The following is a 26446-nucleotide window of genomic DNA, read 5'->3' as shown; positions in this document are numbered from 1 at the left end:
AACGCAGAAAATGAAAGGGGGGGAAGATGCATCTGTTGTTCTTTTACTTGTAGCAGCTTTGAAAAAATGGAGGGAGGAATAGCTTTGAAAAGAAAAAGAAGGCGACAAACCAAAATGCTAAGCATTGCCGCAACATGTTTTATTGCATTTTCTTTATTCACGCCTGGGATAGCTGGTGCGCAAGAGACGCAGAAATTGCATCAATCTGTAAGTGATTCTAGTAAGGTAGAAAATAAGCTAAGTAGCAAATTAACAAAGCAATTCAAAAATGATGATAAGGTAACTTTTCTTGTTAAATTTGCTGAAAAGGCAGATGTGAAAAAGGCGGCTGATAATGCAAAAAAAACAGCAAAAAAAGCTAGCTTGACAGCACAAAAGGTAGAACATGTTCAACGTTCTGCAGTTATTTCAGAGTTGAAGGCTACAGCTTTAGAATCGCAAACGAATGTAAAAGATTATATTCAAAAGCAAAAAGAGAAAGGAAATGTAGAGACATTTCAATCTTTTCATATTGTGAATGGGATGTCGGTAACAGCTACCAAAAAGATAGCTGAAAAAATTGCTTCTTATCCTGAAGTAGAGAAAATATTACCGAATGAGGAACGTAAACTATTTGAAGTAACTGTTGATAAAGAAGAAAAGCAATCAAAAGCTGAGAACGAAAATCTAGAATGGAATGTGGAACGTGTGGGGGCTCCGTCTGTATGGGATATGGGCTTTGACGGCTCGGGTATTGTAGTAGCAAGTATTGATAGCGGAGTACAATGGGATCATCCAGCTTTGCAGGAGCAGTATCGTGGATATAATTCTGAAACTGGAGAAGTAGATCACGCTGCAAGTTTCTTCGATGCAACAGCTGGCGAAGAGGAAGCTTATGATGATCACTCACACGGTACACATGTTACGGGAACAATGGTTGGAGCAGAGGCTGACGGTTCCAATCAAATCGGGGTAGCACCCGGAGCAAAATGGATTGCAGCAAAAGGATTAAATGCCTCAGGTGTCGGCTATGACAATTGGTTATTATCAGCTGCAGAATGGATGCTAGCTCCAAATGGAGACGCTTCCATGGCTCCGGATATTGTAAATAACTCCTGGGGTGGTGGCTCAGGGCTTGATGAATGGTATCGAGATGTAGTAACTGCATGGAGAGAAGCAGGTATTTTCCCAGCATTTGCCGCTGGTAATACTACTCTAACTAATCCAGGTGGGCCAGGTTCAGTAGCGGTGCCAGCCAATTATCCAGAGTCTTTTGCCATTGGTGCAACGGATGTTAACGATGTGTTAGGAAGTTTCTCTTTACTGGGACCTTCGCCATATGACGAAATAAAACCAGAAGTAACAGCACCTGGTGTTAATATTCGTTCAAGTGTGCCGGGAAGCGGTTATGAAGGAGGATGGAATGGTACATCCATGGCTAGTCCAGCGCTTTCTGGGGTTTTAGCATTAATGAAGCAAGCAGATGGAAGCCTTACTGTGAATGAAATGGAAGAAATCGCTATGTCAACTGCTAATCCGCTCACAGACAGTGACTACCCTGAATCACCGAATAACGGATATGGGCATGGACTAGTTAACGCTTATGACGCTGTTTCTTCTTTAGTATCTGGTTTAGGAACTTTAGAAGGGCAAGTAACAAAAGCTGGTGAAGATAAAGAAGCACCTGTTTTCGAGCATGAGCCATTAACAGAAGCATATATGGGGATGGATTTAGATTTAAATATTCAAGTGTCTGATAATATTAGCGTAAGTTCAGTTGATTTACAGTATACGAACGCAGCTGGGGAGGAAGAAACAATTGAAGCAGAACGTGTCTCTGGTGATTATAAGGATGGAAGCTATATAGCTTCCATCCCTGGAGATCAATTAACTGGGGAAAGTTTATCTTACACATGGTATATGAACGATTTTGGCAACAATGAAGCGAGAAGTGAAACGTATGAGGTAGCTTTACGACCGGGAATTACGGTCGGTTATGAGGAAGATTTTGAAGCAGCATCGGCTGGTTGGACGGTATTTGGAGAAAACAATAGTTGGGAGCGTGGAGTGCCAACTTCCGGACCTGAAACTGCTGCTTCTGGAGAGAATGTATATGCTACTAATTTAGCTGGTGCGTATGAGAGTGATTCAAATACGACACTTGTGATGCCGCCAATTGATCTTCCGAAAGAGGGGGACGCTTTTTTACAATTTAATCAATGGTATAACTTAGAAAACAATTACGACTATGGTCATGTGTTTATTTCCACGGACCAAGAGGATTGGACACAGCTTGAGGAAATTTCCAATGTATCTGACGGATGGGGAAATATGACAGTTGATTTATCCGACTATCTCGGCCAGCGAGTTTATATAGGCTTTAATTTAGATACAGACGGTAGTGTTACACGTGATGGCTGGTATATTGATGACGTTGCTTTAACAGATACACCAAGTACAGAAAATGTTTCTTTAACAGCAGAAGTGTCAAACCCTGGTTTATTAGGATTTATTGATACGGTAAGTTTGGCTTCCAAAGACAAACAAGATAAACAATCAGCCAAAAAGGAAAAAGTAGACCCGGAAAAAATAAAACCTATTCAACCAAAGGAAAAATCAAAACCAAAACAAGATACAGTGAATCCGACATTATTACCAATGCAAGCGCAAGTAAGTGTCATAGAAAGTGGACGTACGGTAACTACAGACCCTGCTACAGGTAGCTACTCATTATTACATGCAGCGGGAGATTTTACGGTAAAAGCTGAAGCATATGGCTTTCAATCACAAGAGCAGTCTGTAACCGTTGATCCGGATGGTACTTCGAAGGCTGATTTTACGTTAGAAGAAGTGGATCAATACACGATAAGCGGAACCATTACGGATGAACAAACAGGCAAACCTATACCAGATGCAACGATTTTAGTAGTGGAGGATGCCAATATTGAACCAGTAACGACAGATGAGGAAGGTAATTATTCACTCACCGCTTATCAGGGGGCATATACGTTAAAAGTACTTGCGAGCGGTTATCATGGTGCAGAAATGAAAATTAATCTAGAGGATAACGATAGTACTCAAAATGTGGAATTAGAGCCATTCTACACGGTGCCTGGTGGAGAAATTGCTTATGATGATGGAACACCAGAAAATGCTCGCGCATTCTATGATGCTGGAAATGGTTGGGGCGTAAAGATGACATTACCAGAAGGAAAGGAAACTGGTGTTGTTGATGCCGCTGTCTTTAAATTTTGGAATGAAGAGTTTCCACAACCAGGTGGTACTGCATTTCAAGTGGAGGTTTGGGATGCAAATGGACCAGATGGTACACCAGGTGAAAAGATAGCAGGCCCAGTTGATGCTGAAGCCATTCGCGATGAAAATGAATGGACAGTCGTCGATTTAGAAGAACATGGCATTGTGGTAGAAGAAGAATTTTATGTGGTGTATGTGCAAACAGCGCCAAATACAGAAGCACCTGGACTTGCTACAGATGAAAGCAGTCCAAATGAAGATAGAAGTTATCAACTAGTTGGTGGATCTTGGTCTAAATCACCAGCAGAAGAAGGAAACTATATGATTCGCGCTCACGTTAATTACGAAGTAGAGGAACCTGAAATTACCTCGCCAAAAGATGGCGCTATTACGAATAAGCAAAAGATTACTGTAGAAGGAACTGCTTCACCAACGACTACGATCCAAATAATGAACAATGGAGAAGAAATTGGCTCGGCTGAAATAGGGGAGGATGGTACGTTTGCTATTCCAGCGGAACTATAAGAAGGGGAAAATGAACTAACAGCAGTCTCACAGCTAGATGGAAATCCAACAGGCGATTCAGAGCCCGTTAAATTAACACTAGATACCGAAAAACCTGAGCTAACCATCGATTCACCAAAAAATGAGGAAAAACTGAATCGAGAGACTGTTACTGTAGCAGGTTCTGTCTCTGATAATAATTTGGACACCGTAAAAGTGAACGGTAAGAAAGCAAAAGTACAAGATGGCAAATATTCCAAACGAATTTTGTTAGACAATGGTGAAAATGAAATTAAAGTGGTAGCTCAAGATGCAGCAGGAAATAAAACGAAGGAAAAAATTACAGTGGATGTCGATTTCACAGCGCCTAAGGTTGAGAATTTAACCCCAGAAGAAGATGCTACACTAGCAGCTGGTGAGTCCATCAAAATTGAGTTTGAAAGTGAACCAGGGCTAAATGCAACCTATGCTATTCATATGCCACTAACGAATACAGCTACGAATGCTACAGAACTACCAATGATGGAAACATCAGAAGGCCATTACGTCGGCTATTGGACAGCAACAAGCAGTGTCGTTGCAGAAGGTGCCGTTATTGAGGTAAAGGTAGAAGATAATTATGGCAATAAGACACGTAAGCAAGCAACAGGAAAGTTATGGATTAACGCTGAGAAGTAATTGCCATTATAAAACCTCGCATTTTATTGGAATGCGAGGTTTTAATTTGAAATATTATTTTCTTGCAAAACTAAAAAATCTCATGTAAAATAATCGTAACAATAAAATATCGATTCCATCTTCGGGGCAGGGTGAAATTCCCGACCGACGGTAAAAAGCATGTGTGCTTAAGTCCGTGACCCGCAATTTTTATTGTGGTTGATCTGGTGCAAGTCCAGAACCGACAGTTACAGTCTGGATGGGAGAAGATGTCGAGCCAAATTTTAGGTACATATATGTGCCTGGTTTTTTCCTATGTTTGTTTACGTTTCCCCTAAAGCCCCGATTAGGCGCTTTAGGGGTTTTTATGTAGGAAGCAAACTGGCTCTAAACCTTCATCACGAGATTGGAATCGATACATGATGAAGGGAGAAATAGAAAATGCAACCGATGAATAAACAATCATCCAAACTGATGAAAGTCATTGTCTTAGCTTTATTAGGTACAATTTCATTATTATTATTTTTCTTAAACTTTCCTCTGCCGTTATTACCAGCTTTTTTGAAAATTGACTTCAGTGATGTTCCGGCTTTAATGGCATCATTCATCTTTTCACCAGTTGCTGGGGTCCTTGTGGTCGCAATTAAAAACCTCTTATATTTAGCTGTATCTGGTGCCGCTGACCCAATTGGTGTACTTGCTAATTTTATAGCTGGAATGATGTTTGTTGTACCAGTGTCTATGCTCTATCACAAATTTAAAGGTGTGAAAAGTATAGTTTCTGGTTTAGTTACGGGAACAATCGTAATGGCAGTTGGAATGAGTGTTTTAAATTATTTTGTTTTCTTACCAGCATATGCATGGTTTATGGGGTGGGAAGACATGTCAAATACTGCAATTAAATGGGGGATAGTCTCTGCGGGGATACTACCATTTAATATTATAAAAGGAATAATTGTTGGCTTGTTATTTGTCCCATTGTATGTAAAGCTACGCGCTTGGGTAGAAGAAAAGCAAGCTAATTTTGCATCCTCGTAATCCAATTCTATTGGAAATTAAAATAACAGGAGCAGTGCAGTCTATTATTTTGAATGGCTCGCACTGCTTCTTTCTTTCCTTATATGGAACTAGCGCAAGAGTTGCTATGTGCCAAAGAGCCGGCTTTAAAAATGTTCTACAATTCACGAAATAAAGCGAATTTTTTGCTTCGTATACGTTATCTAGTAAATAATGTTTTATACTATATAAAAGTTTAAAGGTTTAAAGTAGAAGAAAAACTACAGCTTTCCCAATAAGACTTGGCGACAAGAAGCCAGGTTTTTCTAATAAAAATAATAGAAACAGAGGTGTTTTAGGTGGCTTATGGGAACATAACGGATGTACCAGGGATAAAGGTAGGAAATGTTGAAAATATGGAAGCGATAACAGGGTGCTCTGTCGTTGTGGCAGAAAATGGTGCGGTTTGTGGTGTAGATGTTCGAGGATCAGCGCCAGGAACAAGAGAAACAGCATTATTAGATCCTGTAAATACTGTGAATCAAGTACATGCAATTACGCTTTCTGGTGGTAGCGCGTTTGGCTTAGCCACAGCTGATGGAGTAATGCGCTATTTAGAAGAGCAAGGAATAGGTTTAGATGTTCGTGTTGCTAAGGTCCCGATTGTTCCTGCAGCAATTTTATTTGATTTAGCTGTTGGTGATAGCAAGGTTCGTCCAGATAAAGAAATGGGTTACCAAGCAGCCAAACAAGCTAAAAAAGGATATTTTTCTTTTGGGAATGTTGGTGCAGGATGTGGTGCAACGGTCGGAAAAGTAGCGGGCTTCAAACATTGTATGAAGGGAGGATTAGGAAGTGCGTCAGTAGAACTTGATAATGGCATAGTTGTCGGAGCATTCGTAGCTGTAAATGCAGTTGGAGATATTAGACACCCAGACACAGGAGAAATATTAGCAGGACCAATAGATTTGGACACCCAAGAAATGATGGACAGTATTACTTATATGCAAAAACACCAAAGTCAAAAGTCTGCTGGTATGAACACGACAATTGGTGTGATAGCTACGAACGCTTTGCTTACGAAAGCAGAGGCTACCAAGATTTCACAAATAGCTCATAATGCTTTGGCAAAGACAATCTATCCTGCACATACGCAAATGGACGGTGATACGATCTTTACTTTAAGTACAGGGCAACGAAAACAATCCATTGATTTAATAGGAGCTATGGCTGTAGAAACATTGGAAGAATCCATTGTCCAAGCAATTCTAGCAGCAGAGTCCGTTGGAGGTATTCCTGCTTATCAAACATATAAGCTGAGAAATAGGTAGGCTACTCCAAATAACTTGGGCTACTAATAATCAGTGGGGAATAAAAAAACCCACTGATTGTAGGTTCACTATTCTTCATGTGTTAAAATTTTTCAAGAGAATAGAGTTAGGGCACTAGCAATTCGTGTGTAAAAGAAGCCCACACGGATTGTTAGTGCCCACTAGAAAAATGAGAGTTAACTTCATTTTTCTCCTACTAAAAAACGTGCTGTCGGTTGTGCTTCTAGACGTTCAATTGAGATTGGTTTTCCAGACTTTTCACTTAAACCAAATGTACCCATTTCGATTTTCTGTAGCGCATCATCAATATCTTGTAATTGTTTTTCTAGCATTTGTTGTATTCCTGCTTGTTTTTCCTGTTCAAATTGTTCCGAACTCATATCTGCTGGGTGATTATCGTAATCTGCCAGCTTCTCCAAAGATTCATTTGGTACTTTCGTAACTTTGGCTTCTATTGCTTCTTCTGTTTCTTTTTTCAACTTTAAGAGTCGTTCTTTAAACTCAAATAACTTGTCTTCAGTAAGATGTGTTTTCATTGGCGAACCCCTTTCAAGCCTTGGATTATTTTTCTTTGGTAATAACACCAATGGTGCATCGAGAAACGCATAAGAGCCAATTTTCTGCATCGGTAATTTTTATTTCCCAGACCATCGTTGACTTGCCAATGTGTATCGGAAGTGCTGTAGCTGTAACCTTCCCATTTTTAATGCTTCGAATATGGTTAGCGTTAATTTCTATTCCGAAAACGGCTTGCGTTTGGAGGTCAGCATGCAAACTCGCCCCAATACTAGCAGCTGATTCTGCTAATGCAACGGAGGCACCTCCGTGTAAATATCCAAATGGTTGGCGTGTTCGCTTATCGACTGGCATGGTAAGCTGTACTTTTTCCTTCGTCATTGTTACTGTCTCAATTCCAAGTGCTTCCATTAGTGTATTCGGGTAAGCCATGTATTTTAGTACCTCCTAATTCACAAACGTACTGATAAATAATGAAATTCCTAATAAAATCCCATAAATGGAATTAGTTTTACCCGTTGCAGCCATTGCTGGCATCATTTCAAGTGGTTGCGTTTTACCTTTAAATTTTAGGATAACATCTACAGCTTTAATTGCCCCAATAAAGGTAATCAATGACCATATTGGAAAAATGTTTTCGATAATAAGCCATGCGGTTATTACGAAGGCAACTATAAACATCATTCCTAGAAACACGATAGCATTCTTTCTCCCTAATAAAATTGCTAATGTTTTGCGTCCGTTTTCCTTATCATTTTCTAGGTCTCTAATGTTGTTAGAAAGTAAGATAGCGCCGATGAAAATCGCAATTGGAATGGAAGCAAACAACACTTCTGCAGTAATGGTTTTTGTTTGAATGTAATAACTAATTCCGATAATCACAGTTCCCATCAAGAATCCTGAAAATAATTCACCTAATGGAGTATAGGCAATGGGTAAAGGACCTCCTGTATATAAATATCCGAAAAGCATACATATTAAACCAATAACTGCAATCCACCAGCTTGAAGTTGCACTAATATAAAGACCAAGTAGCATTGCCATTCCAAAAAAGGTTAATGCCAAGCTTAGTACTGTTCTCGGTTTAATACCATCTCGTACGATTGTACCCCCAATACCAACGGAACCTTCATTATCAAGACCTTTTACAAAGTCATAATACTCATTAAACATGTTTGTCGCCGCTTGAATAAGCATAGAAGCAATTAGCATGGCGAAGAAAAGTAGTAGATTCATATGCCCTTCATGAAAAGCAAGCATTGAGCCAACAAATACTGGTACGAATGAAGCAGTTAATGTGTGAGGACGTAATAACCTCCACCATATTTGTAAACCATCCCTTTCATTGAGCGCTTGTTTTACGGTTACTTTATTAGATGCATGCATATATTTTTCCCCCTCCCTTTATTTGATGCAATATATTGGTAGTATCATAGACCTAACACTCGTTTTGTTAAGACGCCTGGAACATGAATCATATTAATTCTATGGAAATTACGATATAGTGTCAACGCTTGCGATTGATTTCCTTGAGAATAACCGAAAAAGAGAATAAAATGAAGTAGAAAGTTTGTCATTGTGAGTGTAACGGAGGTTAATTGAAATGATAGAAGTACAGGGTCAGCAAGTTGAAGAACTTTTGCGTGAGGCTATTAACCAGATGGGATTAAAGCAAAGGACACAACTTGTAAGTATTACGAAACGAGTAGAAGCACAAGATCCCGTTCTCTTCTTTGCATCTGCTGCAAAGTTAAATAAAGAGCGTTGTTTTTGGATGAGTACAAAGGATGCATTTTCCATTGTCGGTGTTGGAAATGTGTTTGAAATAAATGCGAACGAAGATCGTTTTCAATATATAGAAGAAACATGGAAAAAATTATTAGATGATGTATGGGTTTATAATCCATTTAAAGCTCCAGGAACAGGGTTAGTGACTCTAGGTGGGCTAGACTTTGACCCAAAGAAACCTAGAACGGATCTGTGGAATGATTTTCCAAGACTTCAATTTAAAATCCCAGAATATATATTGACGAAAAATAATAGTGATTTCTATTTAACGATAAACATAAAAGTATGTAAAGACGATCATCCGATTCAGCTATTGAAAGCGATAGAAGCTGTGGAGACAAAGTTGTTTCAAACTGTAAAAGAGCAGCTTGACTTACCCAAAATTATTCATAAAAAGGTGATTGCTCCAGAACAATGGAAAAAAACGGTTCAAAGAGCGAAGCAAGAGATTCAACAAAAGCAAATGGATAAAATTGTACTTGCAAGAGAAATGCGACTTACGTTTAGTAAGCAAGTTGATATTAGTCAAATGCTAAGTGATTTAATTGATAAACAATCTAATAGTTATATTTTTGCTTTTGAACAAAGTGATAAAAGTTGCTTTGTAGGCGCTACTCCCGAACGACTTGTAAGGATAGAGAAAAAGGAGTTGTTATCCACCTGTTTAGCAGGAACTGCTCCAAGAGGCGCTACAGTGGAGGAAGATCAACGAATTGCTGCTACGCTTTTCCACGATCCTAAAAATAGAGAAGAACATGACTTTGTTGTGCAGATGATAAAGCAAGGCATTAATAAGTATTGTACAGATGTGCAAATACCAGATATACCAGTAGTTTATCCATTAAAAAATTTACAGCACTTATATACACCTGTTACGGGAATACTTAAAGATGGTTATACTATTTTTAATGTCATTAAAGAATTGCACCCCACTCCTGCATTAGGGGGAGTTCCCAGAGATTTGTCTATGACTTTTATCCGAAATAATGAGCGGTTAGATCGTGGTTGGTATGGCGCACCAGTCGGTTGGTTAGACAGTAATGAATATGGGGAATTTGCTGTAGCTATTCGTTCAGCATTAATCCAAGATGATGAAGCTTCTTTATTTGCTGGCTGTGGAATCGTGAAGGACTCAGATCCAGAAGAAGAATTTGCGGAAACTGAAATAAAATTTTCACCAATGCTGACTGTTTTAGGAGGACAAGCATGAACCATACAGAAGTTTTGACGCGATACGTGACGAATTTTGTCGATGAATTAGTTGTTAATGGTTTGACAGACGCTGTTATTTCTCCTGGATCTAGATCCACGCCATTAGCGCTAACACTGGCTGAGCATAAAGAAATAAAGGATTGGGTTATTATTGATGAAAGGTCGGCTGCTTTTTTTGCGTTAGGACTTGCGAAAAAAACGAAACGTCCTGTTGTACTTGTTTGTACTTCTGGAACAGCGACAGCCAATTATTATCCTGCAATTGTGGAAGCCTATCATAGTCGAGTTCCACTCATCGTGTTAACTGCTGACAGGCCACATGAATTAAGAGGAATAGGCGCGCCTCAAGCAATTGATCAAATAAAAATGTATGGAGATTTTGTGAAATGGTTTCACGAAATGGCACTTCCAGAAGCAGGAACTGCCATGCTACATTATGTGCGAAATAAAGCGGCAAGCGCTTACCATATCGCGAAGGAAGGAAATCAGGGAGTTGTTCACTTGAATTTTCCTTTTCGTGAACCATTAATGGTGGATTTTAGTCTTAATGATGTATGGGAAATAAATGATATTTCCTGTACAAGTCCCATATTACCGACGTTTGAAGGGAAAAAGCATTTGTCTAAACAGCAAGTGGAAGAAATTTTGCGTCAATTAGCAGGTAAACAAAGAGGGGTTATTGTATGCGGACCGCAAACAGATTTGCATTTTCCAGTTGCGGTTACGAAGCTTGCTGAGAAGTGGGGACTTCCTATTTTAGCTGACCCTTTATCGCAAGTTCGATCTGGGGCTCATGTTTCTGATGTAATTATTGAAGGATATGATGCGCTACTGCGTAATAAAACCATTCGGGAAAAACTAAAGCCTGATTTTATTATTCGTTTTGGAGCCATGCCTGTTTCGAAAGCCTATTCTTTCTATGTGAAGCAACACCAGGATGCACTTCAAATGGTCGTTGAAAATGATGAAGGTTTCCGCGAACCAACCAATAATCCGACGACGTTTATTTTTGCAGAACCAACTACTTATTGTGAGGCTTTAGCAGATGCAGGGACTGAAACTACATCAAAAGAATGGTTGCAATTGTGGAAGCAATTTAACGACATTGCGAAGATGCATTTAAATGACCAATCAGATATTGAAATTAGAGAAGGGGAAGCGATTCGTGCTGTCATGGATTCAACTCCAAACCAGAGCACAATTTTTGTAGGCAACAGTATGGCAATTCGTGATTTAGATTCGTTCTTTTGGAAAACAGATAAACAAATAGAAGTGCTTGCCAATCGAGGGGCAAATGGTATTGATGGTGTTGTATCTTCTGGTTTAGGCGCTTGTGCGGCTGGGGTAAGAGTTACGCTTGTATTAGGCGATTTATCTTTTTTTCATGATATGAATGGGCTGCATGCGGCGATGCATTACCAATTGCCATTGACTATTTTATTAATTAATAATAATGGTGGTGGAATATTTTCCTTTTTATCGCAGGCTGATGATAAAAAACATTTTGAAGCTTTATTCGGTACACCTTTACATATCGATTTCAAGTATGTTGTTCATATGTATGGAGGTTATTATGTGCATGCAAAAACAGAAGCGGATGTGAAGCAGAAACTCATTGAAAGTTACAACAGAGAAGGTCTGTCCGTAATTGAAGTGAAAACAAATAGAGACATGAATGCCAACTGGCACAAAACGAAATGGCAGGCCATTGAACAGGAAATTTTGGAGGAGAGGAATAGATAGTGTACTTTTCCACAAATGATGCTACGTATTGGTATGAAATAGATGGCGAAGGATATCCCCTTGTTTTATTACATGGATTTACGGGTAGTAGTGAAACGTGGCAACCATTTATAACGAAATGGAAGCAAGAATGGCAAGTTATCACGATTGACCTTCCAGGACATGGAAAGACGAACGCGAAACATAAATCCATGGAAGCATGCTGTAGAGATATTGCTTCACTATTGCAATATTTACAGCTTGAACCTGTTCATCTGCTTGGTTATTCTATGGGCGGAAGAACAGCCATTGCATTTGCAATAAGTTATCCTGAATGGGTCAATGGTATTATATTAGAAAGTACTTCTCCAGGTCTTGAAGATTTACTAGAGCGGCAAAAACGAAAACAAGCAGATGATGAATTAGCAAAGAAAATAGAACAAAAAGGTCTAGCATGGTTTGTTTCCTATTGGGAAAACATCCCCCTATTTTCTACGCAACAAAAAATGTCCACCAATAATCAAACCAGAATTCGAAAAGAACGCATGCGTCAATCTGCTGTTGGTCTTGCTGATTCCCTCCGCTTTATGGGGACAGGTACACAGCGGTCCTATTGGAATGAATTAGCTTCCATGGATAAGCCTGCTTTTCTAATAACTGGTGAGTTAGATCAAAAGTATTGTGTTATTATGGAGAAAATGTCTCGCATCTTGCCAAATGCAGTGCATCATATGGTTCCTGATGCTGGACATGCAATTCACGTGGAGAAACCGAATATTTTTGGTAAAATAGTAAGTAGACATTTAGAAAGTTTAACATAAAATGTCTGCTTACATACATTTTAAAGGAGGAAGTATCGTGGCAGTACAATGGGAAAAAGTAAGAGATTATGAAGAAATTTTTTATGAAAAATATAATGGCATCGCTAAGGTAACGATCAATCGCCCTGAAAAGCGAAATGCGTTTACTCCATTAACTGTAAATGAAATGATTGATGCATTTGCGGATGCGAGAGATGATTCTGACATTGGTGCAATTATTTTAGCAGGAGAAGGGGACAAGGCGTTTTGTTCAGGTGGTGACCAATCAGTACGTGGGCATGGTGGTTATGTAGGTAGTGACCAAGTGCCAAGATTGAATGTATTAGACTTGCAACGCTTAATTCGTACAATTCCAAAACCGGTAGTTGCTATGGTGTCTGGGTATGCTATTGGCGGTGGACATGTCTTGCACGTCGTGTGTGATTTAACGATTGCTGCAGACAATGCTATTTTTGGACAAACTGGTCCGAAAGTAGGTCGTTTTGACGCTGGTTATGGCGCTGGCTTGCTTGCTAGAATGGTCGGTCATAAGCGTGCACGAGAAATTTGGTACTTATGCCGTCAATACAATGCTGAGGAAGCTTATGAGATGGGTTTAGTTAATACAGTTGTATCATTGGAAAAATTAGAAGAAGAGACGATTCAATGGTGTGAGGAAATGTTATCCAAATCTCCAACTGCATTGCGTTTCCTAAAAGCTTCCTTTAATGCAGATACAGATGGGCTAGCTGGACTCCAACAAATGGGCGGCGATGCAACGCTGCTTTACTACACAACAGAAGAAGCAAAAGAAGGAAGAGATGCTTTTAAAGAAAAAAGGCAGCCAAACTTTAAAAAGTTTCCTCGCTTTCCTTAATTTAAAAACTGTTTTAAAGGAAGTAGCTGAAGTAAATGTATAATTCTAAGCTTCTTACATATGTTCGCCATGTAAAATGTGCTGTAAGGCTCTACTTTTAGAATAGATAACAAGATTTATATAACACTTTAAGTAGGAGCTAACAGAGCGCACAAAAAGTTTTTAATTAACTCTTGCGGTATTCAATAGCATGAAGTAATGGTCGGAATTACCGAAGGTAGGTTCGTTTTCTACTGCTATACAAAAAGTCTTTGCTCCAATCCTAAGCAAAGGCTTTTTGTACTATCAGGAAACTGGTTATGGCTTACAGATATGAACCAGTTACTATGAAAGTAACTATCTATTTGAATAATAATTTTGTAGCCGTTTCTCTAATGCAAAATGAAAAGAGGTGTTAAATATGCAAACAGTAATACCGCATTGGCTTACTAAGCAGGCGGAGATATCACCTGAGCAAATAGCAATTCAAAATGGTAATGGAAGTACACTTACATTTCAACAGCTAAAGGAAAGTAGTCAGAATTATGCTAGAAAATTGGCTGCTTTAGGCGTGTCAAGCGGAACTCATGTTGCGGTGCTTTCAACGAATAAACAGGAGATGGTAGTTGCCATTCATGCATTAAGTTATTTGCAGGCAGTAGTTGTTTTACTAAATAGTAGATTAACAAGTGAGGAATTGACTTATCAATTGAAAGACGCTGAAGTGTCATTCTTACTTTATGATGGATCATTAGCTCCTCTGTCCGAAGAAATACCTTTCTCACAAAGCCTATGTTTTACTGCTGTTAATCATTTACAGCCAAAAGATGTGAAATTAGCAACAGAAATAAATTTGCAGACGCCGTTTACGATGATGTATACATCTGGCACAACAGGTTTTCCTAAAGGAGTGGTACATACATATGGAAATCATTGGTGGAGTGCGGTAGGGAGTGCACTAAATCTAGGAATTCAAAAAGAAGATAAGTGGTTAGCTGTATTGCCTTTATTCCATGTTAGTGGTCTGTCCATTCTGATACGTAGTGTTATCTATGGGATGACTGTCTATTTATTAGAAAAGTTTAACAGAAAAAAGGTGCATCATGTGATTTTAACAAAAAAAATAACAATGATTTCCGTAGTAACCGTTATGCTGCAGCAATTGTTAGACGAGTTAGGGGAAGATTCATATCCTGCATATTTACGCTGTATGTTATTAGGCGGAGGGCCAGCTCCAAAACCTTTGTTGGAACAAGCGAAAGAAAAAAACGTACCAGTTTTCCAATCTTTTGGGATGACTGAAACGGCTTCACAGATTGTTACATTAAGTGCTAAAGATGCTTTAAAGAAAATTGGTTCTGCGGGAAAACCTTTATTTCCGGCGCAATTAAAAATTAATACACCGGATGAAAACGGAGTTGGTGAAATATTTGTTAAGGGACCGATGGTTACAAACGGCTATTATAATAATGAATCTGCAACAGTAAATGCCATTCACAATGGTTGGCTAGCTACAGGGGATTTAGGTTATTTGGATAAGGAAGGTTACTTATATGTGGTTGACAGGCGGAGTGATTTAATTATTTCTGGTGGAGAAAATGTATATCCTTCCGAAGTAGAAAGCACAATGGCACGTTTTCCGGGTATCAAAGAAGTTGGTGTGACAGGTAAAGCTGACCCGAAATGGGGGGAGGTTCCAGTTGCTTTTATTGTAACGGATCAAACCTACAACCATGGGGAACTACAATGTTTTTTAACCGAACATTTAGCTGCTTATAAACGCCCCAAAGAAATACATGAGGTAGATTACTTACCACGTAATGCTTCTAATAAGCTAGTTCGTCTAGAGTTGAAGAAATTAATAAAGTGAATTATTACTCTGTTTAAATAGATGGGAGCGATCTAGCAGGTAAATTAGATCAGCTCCTATTTTTTAAAATTAATAAGAGTGGTGGTTTTTCTATCATTTAGAACATCGTGTAGACTTTTTCTTTATACCTAATGAAGCTTTAGTTCAACAAAGGATCTTAATAAAAATATATTGTCAATATTTTAGCTCAAAAAGAGCCGAATTTACCTATAAATATGTTCATTATTTCACAATTAATCTATAGAATATTTGAAGATTACGTTGTATAATTAATCTATCCTAGTAAATAATATCTAGAAAAGGTGGTTATTATTATGGCTAAATCTACATTTCGAGCCACTGCTCAACTGCAGGATGGTGTTCAAGTTAAAGTTAAATCAAGAAATTTTGAAATTACAGTCGATGAACCTAAGAACTTAGGTGGTACAGATACGGGAATGAACCCAGTGGAATTAGTGCTTGGTGCTCTTGGAGCTTGTCAAGCAATTGTTGCACGAGTTTTTGCTAAAAAATTTAATATTGAATTTAGTGACTTTTGGATTGAATTGGAAGGTGACTTAGATCCAGATGGTTTTATGCACAAAGCGGATGTGAGAAAAGGTTATTCGGAAATCCGTTACAACGTGCATATAAAAACCGACGCACCTCAAGAAAAAGTAAAAGAGTTTGTTGCATTTATTGAAGATACTTGCCCAGTAGGGGATACATTGGCAAATCCAGTTAATACAAAGTTAAATAACATTGTTATCGAATAATGCTGTTTTACTTCAGCAAGGATAGGGGATGCTCCCTATCCTTGCTTTTATGTTTTTGACAATCGCACGTTTTTCGCTTTAGAACGAACATGTTTTTATTGAAAAGTGTATATTAGCTAAAAAAAATGATATTGCCCTTTTTGTAATCTTAGTTCGTTTAATTGTAAATATTAGAGTAACTACAATAGAACAATTAGTTTTCACAAAGAAGTTGACTTACATGGGTTATTAATGTAATATATAAATTGCATTAAGTTATATATATATTACTTTTGGTGGTGGATCATGGCAAATAAAATAAAATTGGCACGAGTTGAGAAAGGGTTAACACAGGCTCAACTTGCCAAAAGAGTTCATGCGACAAGACAAACGATAGGCCTTATTGAAAAAAGTAAATATAACCCAAGTTTAAACTTATGTATTGCAATAGCGAAGGAGTTAGGAAAGTCATTAGATGATTTATTTTGGGAGGAATCATAAATGAAACGTTCTTTTATACATGTTTTTTTACCGGAAGATGAATATAAGCAGATGCGAATAGTAACCATTTTAGCTGAAGTAGCTGTTATTGTCTCAGCCCTACTGATGCTATGTTTATTCGCCGGTAGCTGGTTCAATTGGCATATGGGTGGATATTTGACCGCATTTTTTATCTTTGGTTTTATTTTATTTTACACTTATGTACGCTATATTCTGTCAGGTATGGAATATGCAGAGATAGCAGGTGAGATTAATTACAACAAAGCTAAAAGGAAAGTGTATAGTCAATCGATTCGTTTTGGAATTATTTTCAGTATAGTAATGTTTGTTACAAGAGGTATTCCAAATAATTGGATAGGTGTTTTAGATATCATAGGTCCATCGATACTTGCTACAATTTTTTACTTTATTTTTGATCGTCTTTCATTAAAAAAATCATACAAGAAAAATAAAGACTTATTGGATTAATCCAATGTATATGTGTAAACCAATTAATGAATAGAATGACTTAATTAAAAAGTGACATAAATAAACGTCGCTTTTTTGTACTATAGGAGATAGCTTCGGGATAAGAAAATAACTGATTAACTACGTCCGCTGCAGCAACTAGGCAACTTCACTCCATCGCCCTAAGCTAAGACTTCAATCCGTGCCTAAGAGGAAGGTCGAATAAACAGGGGCTTACCGCCCGACATCGGCATACCCCTGTTTTAGTGGGAGGATTCCTAAATCTTTAGTTGATGCTTCCTAGTCGCCACGTTGTTAAACGGGCGTTCCGATCGTTTGTTCTCTCAAATGTGCTTCTTTTTTAATCAGTCATTTAAAATGGACTTTTTATGAATACGAAATTAGAATAAGAGTAGTAGCTTTGAATTGGGGTGATGTAATGAGCATAGTTGAACAAAAATTAGGGAGTCAGCCTGTTAAAAAGAGCTTTTTTCAGTATTTTCTCCCTACTATTCTAGGTATGATGCTTATGTCCGTAAATATCGTCATTGATGGTATATTTGTTGGTAATGGTGTAGGCTCCCTTGCTTTAGCAAGTGTAAATATAGCAGTTCCTGTTTTTTCAATTATTATTTCCATTTCTTTATTAATTGGTGTTGGTGGTGGGACGTTATACTCCATTGCAGTTGGGTCTGGCGATAAAGAGAGAGCAAAGCGTTTATACACCATTTCTATCGTGCTTGTAACGATAATAAGCCTATGTATTAGTGTTTTTGGGCTCCTATTTATGGAGCCTTTAGCAAGGCTCTTTGGAGCAAATGCTGAAACATTGCCCTATGCTTTAGACTATATGCGTATTTTGTTTCTGTTTTCATTAGTCTTAGCTTTGGAAGTATGTTTAAGTATTTTCGTGCGAAATGATGGTGACCCACAATTAGCGATGATCGGTTTAATTGTGGCAGCCATTGTTAATGTTATTTTAAACTACGTAATGATATTTATCCTTGAATGGGAAGTTACTGGAGCTGCGATTGCTACTTCAGTGGCAACACTTATTGGTTTAATCATTTATTCGTTGCATTTCTTTAAAAAAGGCTCTGGTCTAAAATTGACAAAAATAGTCTGGAAGAAGGCCGATTTGAAACAAATAAGCGCCATTGGTCTACCTAGCTTTTTATCCGAAGCAGGTATTGGTGTTTTTGTAATGGGGTACAATATTGCCATTGCTTATTATGCTGGTACAAATGGGCTGGCAGCTTTTTCAGTAATTAACTATTTGCATACTTTTATGTTACTCGCATTTATCGGTATAGGTTCATCCATTCAACCTATGATTAGTTATTATTATGGGGCCAAAAAATTTACTTCTATTAAAGAAACAGTGAAAATTGCAGAAATAACCGGTTTTCTGCTTGGTGGTTTATTTCTAGTTATTGGTTACTTAGGTGCGGATTTGCTTGTATCTATTTTTGGGGTCGATTCCAATGAAATTAAAGACCTGGCTGTAAGAGGGATTAAATTGTTTTTCTTAGGGTACTTGTTTATGGGAGTGAATTTTATTTATATGACATACTATCAATCTATTGGCTACGTTCGTCCATCAGTGGGCATAACGCTGTTCCGAGGATTTATTTTATTAATTGCTATGCTTCTTATCTTGCCAATGTTATTAGGAACTACAGGTGTCTGGCTTGCACTACCAGTGTCGGAGACGATCGTTGCTCTTGTACTTTTATTGGTAGCCAGAAAAGGAGTTATGCATAATCAATTAGAGATAAGAGGCTTTTAATAGATGAAGATTGATCAACATTATTTACTCGCTAATTATAGCGAGTTTTTTTACGCTCTAGGAAAGGATGAATTTTGGTGTAAACAACAGCTTGTTTTGTCGATCAACCAAGTTTTTAACTTCTTAAATAGGTAATAAGTTGTCTAAAAAGGCGCTATTAACGATTAAGATTGGCAAATGATATGTACGTATCGTATTGGTTTTCCATACATGCTTTTTAATGAAAAAGAAACACTATACGATAGGAGGTGTTTGAAATGGAAAAGCAAAAATATTACGTTCAAATGGGATCAGGAGAAATATCAAGGGTGAAGTATCACAATAATGATGAATTTGTTATTTACGCAACGGAGCAAGAAATTATACAATTACGTGAAGCCTTTGATGAAGCAAATGCTTCTGGAATACGTTCATTCTTTCGGGCACATATTCCAGCAGTTCCTTACCATAATGATGCAGCAAATGATGAGTATGACAGTGATATGATCAAGGCGTTCAAACTTGTACATGATTTAGGAGATGAAAAAACGAGAGCGCATATTCAAGAAATGGGCATTTTAGATACGTAATTACAAGACAAAAGAAGAACCGTTAAAATTTAATTTATTATGCCATTTGTGTGAGTGAAGGTTTATCTATTGGTATAGACAGGAATAGAATAGTCAGGGAAATGAATCTTGCTCACACAAGGAGGTATATTGGAGATGAATAAACGACGCATCGTTTATAGCACGACCCTGCTTATCATTATCATGTTATTATCGCTTGTAGTATTGCATATACAAACGCCAACTGCTTCAGGAGATGCGCTAAAAGAAACAGCGCAAGCTACTGTTAATGCAGAAGTCAACCCGTTAACGGAAGAAAAAATAACGAACATAACAGAACAATTTATGGATATTTTACTGCAACCTATTCATAGAAATTATCGTGTGAAGAAATTAGGTTCTAAACAAGATCTGTATGAAGAGTTTAGCTCCGTTGCTACATATTCAGTTGCTAAACCTTTTGTAGAGTATTATTATAGGGAAAAGAGTGGTGGTCTGTACCTTCGTCCAACGAGTAAGCCGGCTTGGTTTTTAAAAGGGGAGCCTTATGAAATCACTGAGCAAAGTGATAATCAAGTTATTGTAACACAAACAAACGAAACAACTTTTTATGGAGATTACACAATAAAATTCGCATTTTCCTTTGATAAACAATGGAAAATAACAAATATTGAATATCCTAAATGAATCTTATGCCATCAAAATGGTAAAATGGACCAATATTGTAGTAACTGTATAGGCATATTTTTATATGGGGACATTTCATCCATATAAGACTAGGGATAGAGGCTTGTCTACTACAGCTTACAGTTTTTATAGAAATGTTAGGGATTTTACCGGAATGGGTTGTCAGATAAATAGTGTTTGTGATGAAACACGAAAATGAAATTCATTTAAAGGTAATGAAGTACTAGAGAAGGCGTTGAAAAAATGTATACATTTAAAGATTATTACCATAATGAAGTAAAATTATCCTTTGCAGATCAACCCTATTCTAATTCTCCGCTTCATGTTTGGGTCATATGCGTATATAAAGATAAATGGCTGTTGACGAAGCATAAAGAAAGGGGATTGGAATTTCCAGGAGGGAAAGTAGAAAGAGGGGAAAGTGCAAAAGAAGCAGCTATTAGAGAAATTAAAGAAGAAACTGGAGGCATTGTTGAAAAAATAAGCTATGTTGGTCAATATTTTGTTTCTGGTAAGTTTGAAAATGTCATTAAAAATGTCTATTTCGCAACAATTTGTTCATTGGAGAAACAAAAGACATATTATGAAACTTGTGGACCTGTTCTACTAGAACACATCCCTGTAGATGTGAAGCAACGTGAAGAGTACAGTTTTATGATGAAAGACGGTGTGTTAACGTATTGTTTATCACATTTGAACTTACAGTTGTGAAATAAGTATGTTAAACGCACTAGGAGCTCGCTGTATAGCCATATATGGTTTTATAGTCCATCGTTGTTTTGGTGAGGTTTTCCAAACATGCAATTGCCTTTTCTATTAAAGATCTATACGGCAGTAATTTCTGCCGTATAGATCTTTAATAGTATCTAGTGTACGAGAAACCACAGCTTTTACGGGGTTACAAGTCGATGCTGCATTTCAAGCCTGTTTTATTTGATTAACCAGCTTTCTATTTTTTCTACAAGCTTATACATGATAGCTGCAAAAATAGCTATTAATACTAAACTCATCATAACAAGCGAGAAGTCAAACACTTGAAAGCCATAAATAATTAAATAACCTAACCCTTGTTTTGAAACAAGAAATTCACCCACAATGACGCCAACCCAGGAAAGCCCAACATTTACTTTTAGTGTAGAAATCATCGTTGGTAATGTGGCAGGGAAAATGGCGTGCTGAAAAATTTGCCGTTTAGTTGCTCCAAAACTTTGCAGTACTTTTGCGTAATTAGGGTCTACTTCATTAAATGCTGAATAGACGACAAGTGTTGTAATGATTACGGATATAATGGCTCCCATTGCAATAATGGATACATATCCCGGCCCTAATGCAACAATGATTATCGGACCTAATGCTACTTTAGGCATAGCATTTAAGATAACAAGATAAGGATCTAATATGTTAGATAAACGCTTGGAAAACCATAGGGAGGTGGCAAGGAAAATACCTACAATAGTTCCAATCAAAAATCCAGCGACTGTTTCTAATAAAGTGACTTGCATATGTGCAAGAAGTGACCCATCTTTCATCTTATCTACAATGACTTGATATATCGTAGAAGGAGAGCTAAACAATAGTGGGTCGATCCAGTAAAATCGACTAGCGATCTCCCAAAGGAATACAAAACTGATTAGGATTAAAAGTTGCCAAATAAGCACATGCTTTTTTTCTTTTTGGACAGAGGATAAATATTGTTGAAATAATTGTTCTTCGGCATTGCTTTGAGCCATCCCTTATTTACCTCCTCCTAAGAAGTCGATATTTTTGCGATTATCCAATTCATCCCATACCTTAACAAATAATAGCTGATATTTAGGATGCCTTCTTGCTAGAAATGGTTGTTCATTACGTAGCTCGATAGGTACGTCAAATACTTTTGATATGGTTCCAGGGTTTGTATCCATGACAAAGATACGGTCACTCATAGCAATGGCCTCGCCAATATCATGAGTAACAAGTACGGTTGTTTTACGGTATGTTTTTAACAGTATTGCGACTAAATCCTCTAACTTTAACTTTGTTTGGTAGTCTAAAGCAGAGAAAGGTTCATCAAACAGTAAAATCATCGGGTCATTGATCAAAGTTCGTACGAGGGCTGCTCGTTGCCGCATCCCTCCTGATAATGCATCAGGATATGCAGCAGCTACATGCTCTATTCCCACTTCTTGTAATAGCTCCATACCTTTTTCTTTTATTTTATTCGTAGCTGTCTGATTTATTTTCGGCCCTAAAAGGATATTATCTAATATGCTTTTCCATGGAAATAAATAGTCTTGTTGCAGCATATAGCCTATTTCTGAAGAAGGGGATTGGATTGCTTTTTCTTTTAAGCTAGCATTTCCTTCTGTAGGCTGGATAATACCTGCCATAATAGAAAGAATCGTCGATTTCCCACAACCACTTGGTCCTAATAATGAAATAAACTCCCCTTCTTGAATAGATATAGAAATATCCTTTAATGCTTTTGTAGCTCCTTGCTTAGAAAAGTAGTAATGAGTAATATTTTCTAATGTTAAAAGTGTCATCACACACTCCCCTTAATCTTGTAATACATCCTTTGCAAATGTTGTATTGACGAGTTCTTCATAAGCTACATCTTCTGGTAATTCTCCCGCTTCTTCCATAATGTTTTTCAAGTTATTCCATGGATCTTTTTGTAATAATGGCTCCGTTGCAAAGGAACCTTGACTTTTATAGCGTTCTATAGATGAGGTTAGCATTTCTAACTCTGTATCTTCAAAATAAGGTTGAATCGTTTGAGCAATTTCTTCTGCAGGCTGCTCTGCAACCCATTGTTGTGCGCGGTAAATAGCCTTCGTGAAACCCTTCATCTCTGTTTCGTGTTCATCCATATAGGTTTGTTTTGCCATATAAACGGTATATGGAACAATTCCTGATTCTTCTCCGAAAGAAGCAATAATATGGCCTTTTCCTTCTTTTTCAAATGCACTCGCAGTTGGTTCAAATAATTGTACATATTCAGCATCTCCAGACACAAATGCACTAGGAATATGAGCAAACTCAATATTTTGTTGTAAGTTTAAGTCCTCATGTGGATCAATTCCTTGCTGTTTAAGTACGTATTCTCCAACCATTTGTGGCATGCCGCCTTTACGTTGTCCTAAAAATGATGTTCCCTTTAATTCATCCCAACTGAAATTTGATTTTTCTTCTTTTGCTACTAAAAAAGTTCCGTCTGTTTGCGTTAGTTGAGCAAAGTTAATAGCAATATCTTTTGAATCTTGAGCATAGACGTAAATAGACGTTTCCGCTCCAACTAAAGCGATATCCGATCCATCTGATAATAGGGAAGTCATCGTTTTATCACCACCCCATGTGGTTTGCAATTCTACATCTAACCCCTCATCTTTAAAAAATCCTTTTTCTAAAGCGACATATTGCGGTGCATAAAAAATGGAACGAGTAACTTCAGCTAATTGAATTTTCTTATTGGAGTTTTCATTATTACAACTTGTTAAAAACAAGAGTATGCTGCTGAAGAGCAGGAAAAATAGAATTTTTTTCATCCTATTTGCTCCTTTCTATAATTTCATTCGTCAAAACAGTTTATGATTGGATAGAAAAATGTGTGAATGCCTAGTTAATTAGAAAAACTTGGCTTGTCGCCAAGTTTTATGGCGAAAGCCTTTGTTTTTCCTATAAGGAGCAAGCGCCCGTTTAGCAACGTAGCGAATGGAAAAAATTAACGGACATAAAGGAATTACGGTGAGGGGATGATTCGATGATGACTTATCGATCAATGGAGTGAAGTCGCCTAATTGCTAGATGATGGAGCAGACGAGACTATTCGGTTTTTTCATTATCCACAACACCTCATTTTATAAATTTCTATACAATAAAAAATCGACCTCCTATTGAGGTCGATATGCAGCAGTAACTGCTAGGTAATACTTTATATAAAATTCCTTTTGGGATGAGGAAACATGAGTTAACCCTTAAAAATAGGGCCAGCATTAGCAATATCTTCACGAGCTTCCGTAAATTGTTTGAAATTCTCATGAAATTTCATTGCAAGCTGTTTTGCTGTTTGGTCATAAGCGGCTTTATCTTGCCACGTGTTTTTCGGAATTAATACTTCATCAGGGACTCCAGGCACATGCATTGGAATTACCAATCCGAAAACTTGATCTTTTGTTGTTTCTACGCCATGTAATTCTCCTTCTAGAGCAGCATGAATCATAGCCCGTGTATAAGATAGCTTCATACGCTTTCCTACACCGTAGGATCCTCCTGTCCAACCAGTATTAACGAGGAAGACATTTGATTGATAGGCGTCAATTTTCTCCCCCAGCATAGCGGCATATTTAGATGGTGCTAACGGGAGGAACGGAGAACCGAAACAAGCTGAAAAGGTCGCCTGTGGTTCTGTTACACCTCTTTCTGTACCTGCTAGTTTACTCGTATAGCCACTTAGAAAGTGATACATAGCCTGTTCTTTTGTTAATTTACTAATTGGAGGCAATGTTCCGGACGCATCTGCAGTTAGAAAAATAATTGTATTTGGGTGTCCTGCCATACTAGGAATTGCAATATTATCCATGTTCTCTAACGGATATGCTGCGCGTGTGTTTTCTGTTAAGATTGTGTTATCATAATCAGGAATTCTAGATTGTTCATCCAATACGACGTTTTCTAATACTGTACCAAATTTAATGGCATCATAAATTTGTGGTTCCTTTTCCTGCGATAGATTGATACATTTAGCGTAACATCCGCCCTCTATATTAAATACACCATTAGGCCCCCAACCGTGCTCATCATCACCAATTAGACGACGATATGGGTCAGCGGATAACGTAGTTTTTCCTGTTCCTGACAAACCAAAAAATAAGGCAACGTCACCTTCATTACCTACGTTAGCAGAGCAATGCATCGATAATACATTACGTTGTGGCAATAAATAGTTCATAACGGAAAAAATAGATTTTTTAATTTCACCAGCATACTCGGTTCCGCCTATTAATACAATACGTTGTTTAAATGATACAAGAATAAATGCTTCTGAATTTGTACCGTCTACTTTTGGGTTAGCTTTAAATGTTGGTGCAGATATAACAGTAAATTCTGGCTGATGCTTTTCTAGTTCTTCCTTCGTAGGTGTGATAAATAATTGTCTGGCAAAGAGATTGTGCCATGCATATTCATTAATCACTTGCAAAGGAAGACGGTATTCATGGTCTGCTCCAGCATATCCTTTAAAATGAAAGATTTCCGACTTGTTTTTTAAATAGGCAACGACTTTTTGATAAAGCTTATTGAAAGTCTCTTCGCTAACAGAACGATTTACCGTTCCCCAATCAACATACTTTTCGCTCATTTCATCTTTTACAATAAATTTATCTTTAGGAGAGCGACCAGTATAAGCTCCTGTTTCAGATTGAACAGCTCCAGTTGCTGATAACTTTCCTTCTTTTCTAGCTAAAATTTTTTCTACAAGTTGTGGTACAGATAAATTCGACAACAAATAAGGATGTGCATATAATTCGGTTACAAATGATTTTTCTACCGTTTTCATTAAAAATACCTGCCTTTTAACTCAAATTTATTCATGTTCATGTGTTTAATCTGTAAATAGTATAACACATTTATTCAAATAGTCCATACTAAATATGATAAAATATAAAAAATTAAAGAAGAATTAGTATGCCTCTCTGGTGTTTCTTATACTATAGGAAAGTATAAATTTTTAGGGTTTATATAATAAAAGAAAACAAAGGCTTTCTTCATAAGACTGGGTGACGAGCTAAGTTTTTCTAATAGTATGTGGGTAAAGTGATTGAAAATACACCCAAATTAATTGACAGGAACCTACTATTTAGGTAAGCTGAATTGCGAACGGATCTCTTATTCAGAGTTGGTGGAGGGACAGTCCCTAAGAAACCCAGCAACCATCACACATTTGTGAAAAGGTGCTAACCTGATGCAAGGTCATACGAAACCTTGAACAATAAGAGCGAAAGGATCGCTATTCCCTTTCCTCATGATAAGCAGGAAGGGATTTTTTATACTGTAGAAAAGTATAAAATTAGGGCTTATAGTATAAGGAAGACTACCGCTTTCGCCATAGGAACTTGGCGTTTAAGCCAAGCTTTTCTATTGTTAAATGTATACAGGTAATCTAGCGCAGGATAACTAGAAGTGTTTGTTCTTGTCATTATATATGCATATCTTATAATAATGATCATTTTAGATTTCTTTTGTTTATCGTGTGTCAGAGAAAACATCCAGTTAAG

23 protein-coding genes and 2 riboswitches are annotated in these 26446 nt (G+C 37.5%); of the genes, 16 read left to right on the top strand and 7 right to left on the bottom strand.

Annotated features, from left to right (window positions below; translation table 11 throughout):
• Positions 1-84: 84 nt before the first annotated feature.
• The 4 genes from HLX49_RS06870 (at position 85) to HLX49_RS06860 (ending at position 6722) form a co-directional block, all read left to right on the top strand.
• Entirely contained in the window at positions 85-3759 is a 3675-nt protein-coding gene (locus HLX49_RS06870) for a S8 family serine peptidase (protein WP_367112725.1), read from the top strand.
• A gap of 105 nt (positions 3760-3864) precedes the next feature.
• Complete coding sequence (locus tag HLX49_RS17075) at positions 3865-4416, top strand: hypothetical protein (RefSeq protein WP_367112726.1); 552 nt, start codon at positions 3865-3867, stop codon at positions 4414-4416.
• A gap of 113 nt (positions 4417-4529) precedes the next feature.
• Positions 4530-4670: riboswitch (FMN riboswitch) on the top strand.
• Positions 4671-4836: 166 nt separating this feature from the next.
• The gene (locus HLX49_RS06865) at positions 4837-5433 is read left to right on the top strand and encodes an ECF transporter S component (RefSeq protein WP_483372446.1); all 597 of its coding nucleotides are present in this window, start codon (positions 4837-4839) and stop codon (positions 5431-5433) included.
• A gap of 317 nt (positions 5434-5750) precedes the next feature.
• Entirely contained in the window at positions 5751-6722 is a 972-nt protein-coding gene (locus tag HLX49_RS06860; protein WP_077703204.1) for a P1 family peptidase, read from the top strand.
• Positions 6723-6904: 182 nt separating this feature from the next.
• On the opposite strand, the gene HLX49_RS06855 is transcribed toward HLX49_RS06860, so the two are convergent.
• From HLX49_RS06855 to HLX49_RS06845, 3 genes are read right to left on the bottom strand one after another with little or no spacing between them, the layout of a single operon-like run.
• Complete coding sequence (locus HLX49_RS06855) at positions 6905-7258, bottom strand: TraR/DksA C4-type zinc finger protein (RefSeq protein ID WP_077703205.1); 354 nt, start codon at positions 7256-7258, stop codon at positions 6905-6907.
• 25 nt (positions 7259-7283) lie between these two features.
• Complete coding sequence (locus HLX49_RS06850) at positions 7284-7670, bottom strand: hotdog fold thioesterase (RefSeq protein ID WP_101933738.1); 387 nt, start codon at positions 7668-7670, stop codon at positions 7284-7286.
• A 15-nt stretch (positions 7671-7685) separates the two neighbouring features.
• Positions 7686-8624 carry a 1,4-dihydroxy-2-naphthoate polyprenyltransferase gene (locus tag HLX49_RS06845; protein WP_077703207.1) on the bottom strand — a complete coding sequence of 313 codons (939 nt, stop codon included), beginning with the start codon at positions 8622-8624 and terminating at the stop codon, positions 7686-7688.
• 217 nt (positions 8625-8841) lie between these two features.
• On the opposite strand from HLX49_RS06845, the gene HLX49_RS06840 reads away from it, so the two are divergent.
• The 12 genes from HLX49_RS06840 to ytkD all read left to right on the top strand — a co-directional run bounded on the left by HLX49_RS06840 (position 8842) and on the right by ytkD (position 20903).
• Positions 8842-10236, top strand: a complete 1395-nt coding sequence (locus HLX49_RS06840; RefSeq protein ID WP_077703208.1) for an isochorismate synthase — start codon at positions 8842-8844, stop codon at positions 10234-10236.
• On the top strand, positions 10233-11981 hold the full coding sequence (gene menD / locus HLX49_RS06835; protein ID WP_101933739.1) for a 2-succinyl-5-enolpyruvyl-6-hydroxy-3-cyclohexene-1-carboxylic-acid synthase: 1749 nt from the start codon (positions 10233-10235) through the stop codon (positions 11979-11981). The genes HLX49_RS06840 and menD overlap by 4 nt, the downstream gene beginning before the upstream one ends.
• Complete coding sequence (menH, locus tag HLX49_RS06830) at positions 11981-12781, top strand: 2-succinyl-6-hydroxy-2,4-cyclohexadiene-1-carboxylate synthase (protein WP_077703210.1); 801 nt, start codon at positions 11981-11983, stop codon at positions 12779-12781. The genes menD and menH overlap by 1 nt, the downstream gene beginning before the upstream one ends.
• Before the next feature lies 1 nt (position 12782).
• Positions 12783-13637: a 1,4-dihydroxy-2-naphthoyl-CoA synthase gene (gene menB / locus HLX49_RS06825; RefSeq protein WP_296361071.1), complete on the top strand. Its 855-nt coding sequence runs from the start codon at positions 12783-12785 to the stop codon at positions 13635-13637.
• Between the two features lie 400 nt (positions 13638-14037).
• Positions 14038-15486 carry an o-succinylbenzoate--CoA ligase gene (locus tag HLX49_RS06820; protein ID WP_296361070.1) on the top strand — a complete coding sequence of 483 codons (1449 nt, stop codon included), beginning with the start codon at positions 14038-14040 and terminating at the stop codon, positions 15484-15486.
• Between the two features lie 314 nt (positions 15487-15800).
• The gene (locus HLX49_RS06815; RefSeq protein WP_101933740.1) at positions 15801-16241 is read left to right on the top strand and encodes an OsmC family protein; all 441 of its coding nucleotides are present in this window, start codon (positions 15801-15803) and stop codon (positions 16239-16241) included.
• Positions 16242-16526: 285 nt separating this feature from the next.
• A complete protein-coding gene (locus HLX49_RS06810) occupies positions 16527-16721 on the top strand; it encodes a helix-turn-helix transcriptional regulator (RefSeq protein WP_077703214.1) in 195 nt (64 codons plus the stop codon).
• Positions 16722-17189, top strand: a complete 468-nt coding sequence (locus HLX49_RS06805) for a hypothetical protein (protein ID WP_101933742.1) — start codon at positions 16722-16724, stop codon at positions 17187-17189.
• A gap of 418 nt (positions 17190-17607) precedes the next feature.
• A complete protein-coding gene (locus HLX49_RS06800) occupies positions 17608-18957 on the top strand; it encodes an MATE family efflux transporter (RefSeq protein WP_077703216.1) in 1350 nt (449 codons plus the stop codon).
• Positions 18958-19214: 257 nt separating this feature from the next.
• Positions 19215-19526, top strand: a complete 312-nt coding sequence (locus HLX49_RS06795; RefSeq protein WP_077703217.1) for a hydrolase — start codon at positions 19215-19217, stop codon at positions 19524-19526.
• A 135-nt stretch (positions 19527-19661) separates the two neighbouring features.
• Positions 19662-20192, top strand: a complete 531-nt coding sequence (locus HLX49_RS06790; RefSeq protein ID WP_101933743.1) for a hypothetical protein — start codon at positions 19662-19664, stop codon at positions 20190-20192.
• Between the two features lie 243 nt (positions 20193-20435).
• Complete coding sequence (gene ytkD, locus HLX49_RS06785) at positions 20436-20903, top strand: RNA deprotection pyrophosphohydrolase (protein WP_077703219.1); 468 nt, start codon at positions 20436-20438, stop codon at positions 20901-20903.
• A 218-nt stretch (positions 20904-21121) separates the two neighbouring features.
• Here ytkD and HLX49_RS06780 read toward each other — a convergent pair whose 3' ends face one another.
• From HLX49_RS06780 to pckA, 4 genes are all read right to left on the bottom strand, one after another.
• On the bottom strand, positions 21122-21922 hold the full coding sequence (locus HLX49_RS06780) for an ABC transporter permease (protein WP_077703220.1): 801 nt from the start codon (positions 21920-21922) through the stop codon (positions 21122-21124).
• Between the two features lie 3 nt (positions 21923-21925).
• Positions 21926-22717 carry an ABC transporter ATP-binding protein gene (locus HLX49_RS06775; RefSeq protein ID WP_296361069.1) on the bottom strand — a complete coding sequence of 264 codons (792 nt, stop codon included), beginning with the start codon at positions 22715-22717 and terminating at the stop codon, positions 21926-21928.
• A 12-nt stretch (positions 22718-22729) separates the two neighbouring features.
• Entirely contained in the window at positions 22730-23719 is a 990-nt protein-coding gene (locus HLX49_RS06770; protein WP_077703222.1) for an ABC transporter substrate-binding protein, read from the bottom strand.
• Between the two features lie 422 nt (positions 23720-24141).
• Positions 24142-25728 carry a phosphoenolpyruvate carboxykinase (ATP) gene (gene pckA, locus HLX49_RS06765; RefSeq protein ID WP_296361068.1) on the bottom strand — a complete coding sequence of 529 codons (1587 nt, stop codon included), beginning with the start codon at positions 25726-25728 and terminating at the stop codon, positions 24142-24144.
• A gap of 326 nt (positions 25729-26054) precedes the next feature.
• Positions 26055-26167: riboswitch (SAM riboswitch) on the top strand.
• Positions 26168-26446: the final 279 nt, after the last annotated feature.

Source organism: Virgibacillus sp., assembly GCF_013393565.1.
Classification (GTDB): domain Bacteria; phylum Bacillota; class Bacilli; order Bacillales; family Amphibacillaceae; genus Virgibacillus; species Virgibacillus dokdonensis.
The sequence above is the reverse complement of the archived record's forward strand: the minus strand, read 5'-3'. Positions and strand labels throughout refer to the sequence as shown.